The following is a 2,793-nucleotide window of genomic DNA, read 5'->3' on the forward strand; positions in this document are numbered from 1 at the left end:
CTCCTGGCCGGCGCCGGCGCCATCGTGGTCGCCTTCCGGCTGGACGCCAAACCCGCCCGGGCCGCCGCCGGCCCGGACCTCGCGAGCGTCAAGGCCCAGCCCAACGCCTTCGTGCGGATCGCCCCGGACGACACCGTCACGGTGGTGATCAAGCACCTCGACATGGGCCAGGGCAACACCACCGGGCTGGCCACGATCCTGGCCGACGAACTCGGCGCCGACTGGAAGACGGTCCGCACCGAGTTCGCGCCCGCGGACGCCACGCTCTACAACAACAGCCTGATGGGCCCGATCCAGGGCACCGGCGGCTCCACCGCGGTGGCCAATTCCTGGTTCCAGCTGCGCAAGGCCGGGGCCGCCGCCCGGGAGATGCTGATGGCCGAGGCGGCCTTCCGCTGGAAGGTCCCGGTGGCGCAGATCACGGTGGCCGAGGGCGTGGTCCGCCACGAGCCCTCGGGCCGGCAGGCCCGGTTCGGCGAACTCGCGGCCTCGGCCGCCTCCCTGCCGGTCCCGTCCGAGCCGCGGCTCAAGGACCCGAGCGAGTGGACGCTGATCGGCCGGACGGTGCCGCGCCTCGATTCCGTGGCCAAGACCAACGGCTCGGCGGTCTACTCCCTCGACATCCGCCGCCCGAACCAGGTCACCGCCGTGGTGGCCCGCGCCCCGCGCTTCGGCGCCACCGTGAAGAGCTTCGACGCCGCCGCGGCCCGGAAGGTCGCGGGCGTGCTCGACGTGGTTCAGGTCCCCACCGGCGTGGCGGTGATCGCCCGGGACACGTGGTCGGCCATGAAGGGCCGCGAGGCGCTCACCGTCACCTGGGACGACAGCACCGCCGAGACCCGCTCGTCCGACGCGATCCTGGCCGAATACCGGGAGCGGGCCAAAGGCCCCGGCCTCACCGCCTCCGAGCGCGGCGACCCGCAGGCCGCGTTGAAGGGCGCCGCCCAGGTGATCGAGGCCGAGTTCACCTTCCCGTACCTCGCCCACGCGGCGATGGAGCCGCTCAACGCCACGATCGAGCGGGCGGCCGACGGCGGCTACGACGTCTATGCCGGCTTCCAGTTCCAGACCGTGGAGCAGGCGACCATGGCGGCGATCCTCGGGGTGACGCCCGACCGGGTCCGGCTCCACAGCAACTGGGCCGGGGGCTCCTTCGGGCGCCGGGCGACGCCCACCGCCGACTACCTCGCGGAAGCCGCCACCGTGCTCAAGGCCGCTGGCGAGAAGGCTCCCATCCATCTGGTCTGGACCCGCGAGGACGACATGGCCGGCGGCTATTACCGCCCGACCGTGCTGCACAAGGTCCGGGCCGGCATCGACGCCAAGGGCGCGGTGGTCGGCTGGGACCACGTCATGGTCGGTAAGTCGATCATGATCGGCTCGCCCTTCGAGGCGATGATCGTCAAGAACGGCATCGATTCGACCACCGTCGAGGGCGCCTCCGACACGCCCTACGCGCTCCCGGCCTACCGGTTCGGCGTCCATAACGGCCGCGAGGGCGTGCCGGTCCTGTGGTGGCGCTCGGTCGGCCACACCCACACGGCCCACGTGATGGAGGTGATGATCGACGAATTGGCCCACGCCGCGAATGTCGATCCGGTGGCCTACCGGCTGTCGCTGCTGACGCAGGCGCCGCGGCTCTCCGCCGTGCTGAAGCTCGCCGCCGACAAGGCCGGCTGGTCGGACAAGCCGCAGGAGAAGGGCCGCGGCCTCGGGGTGGCGGTCCACGAATCCTTCGGTTCCTACGTCGCCATGGTGGCCGACGTCACCGCGCAGGATTCCGGGATCCGGGTGAACCGGATCGTGGCCGCGGTGGATGTCGGAATCCCGGTCAACCCGGACGTGATCCGCGCCCAGGTCGAGGGCGCGGTCGGCTTCGCGCTGTCGGCGGTGCTGCGCAACCGCATCACCCTGAAGGACGGTCAGGTGCAGGAGCACAATTTCGACGCCTACGCGCCGACCCGGATGAGCGAGATGCCGCAGGTCGCGGTGCATATCGTGCCGAGCCAGGCCGCGCCCACCGGCATCGGCGAGCCGGGCGTCCCCGTGCTGGCGCCGGCCATCGCCAACGCGGTGTTCTCCGCCACCGGGCAGCGCCTGCGCGCCCTGCCCCTCGACCTCTCCGGCATGACGGGCGCGTGACGAATCGCACGGCGCGCCTCCCGGCCCCAGCGTAGGACGGAGGGGCCTTCCCCCCAAGGCAAGAGACCTGAGTAAGAGACCCGACTGACGACGGCGCGGCGCGACACCGCGCCGTTTTTTTTGGTTTCTGCGCGGCCGCTCGCCATCTTGGCAACGATGCCCGCACACGCCCCGTTCGAAGACACCGCCGCGCGCCTGCGCGCCTGCCGCCTGTGCCGGGACAGCCCGCTCTACGGGCCGCCCCTCCCCCAGGAGCCGCGGCCGATCGTGCAGGGCAGCACCGGCGCCCGGCTCTGCGTGGCGAGCCAGGCCCCCGGGACCCGGGCCCACCGCACGGGGATGCCGTTCACCGACCCGTCGGGCGTCCGGCTGCGCAGCTGGCTCGGCCTCGACGAGGCGCGGTTCTACGACCCTGCGCAGGTGGCGATCGTGCCGATGGGCTCCTGCTTCCCCGGTCTCGACCCCAAGGGCGGCGACCGGCCGCCGCGCCGGGAATGCGCCGAGCGCTGGCGCGCCGAGCTGTTTTCCGGCCTGCCGAACCTCGAACTCATCCTGGTGATCGGCCAGTACGCGCAGGCTTGGCACCTGGGCCGGATGGAGGGCGGCCTGACCGGCACCGTGCGGCGCTGGCGCGCGCTCCTGGACGAGCCC

Annotated in this window: 2 protein-coding genes; both read left to right on the forward strand. The window is 72.6% G+C overall.

The features are described 5' to 3' along the window. The first annotated feature begins 3 nt into the window (after positions 1–3). Positions 4–2,142, forward strand: coding sequence for a xanthine dehydrogenase family protein molybdopterin-binding subunit (locus tag FV228_RS25880; RefSeq protein ID WP_246694031.1), 2,139 nt, complete (start codon positions 4–6; stop codon positions 2,140–2,142). 156 nt (positions 2,143–2,298) lie between these two features. Continuing rightward, a partial coding sequence (locus FV228_RS25885; protein WP_147857159.1) for a uracil-DNA glycosylase family protein occupies positions 2,299–2,793 on the forward strand: 495 nt, incomplete at its 3' end.

Origin of the sequence: Methylobacterium sp. WL18 (assembly GCF_008040015.1) — a bacterium.
GTDB lineage: Bacteria > Pseudomonadota > Alphaproteobacteria > Rhizobiales > Beijerinckiaceae > Methylobacterium > Methylobacterium mesophilicum.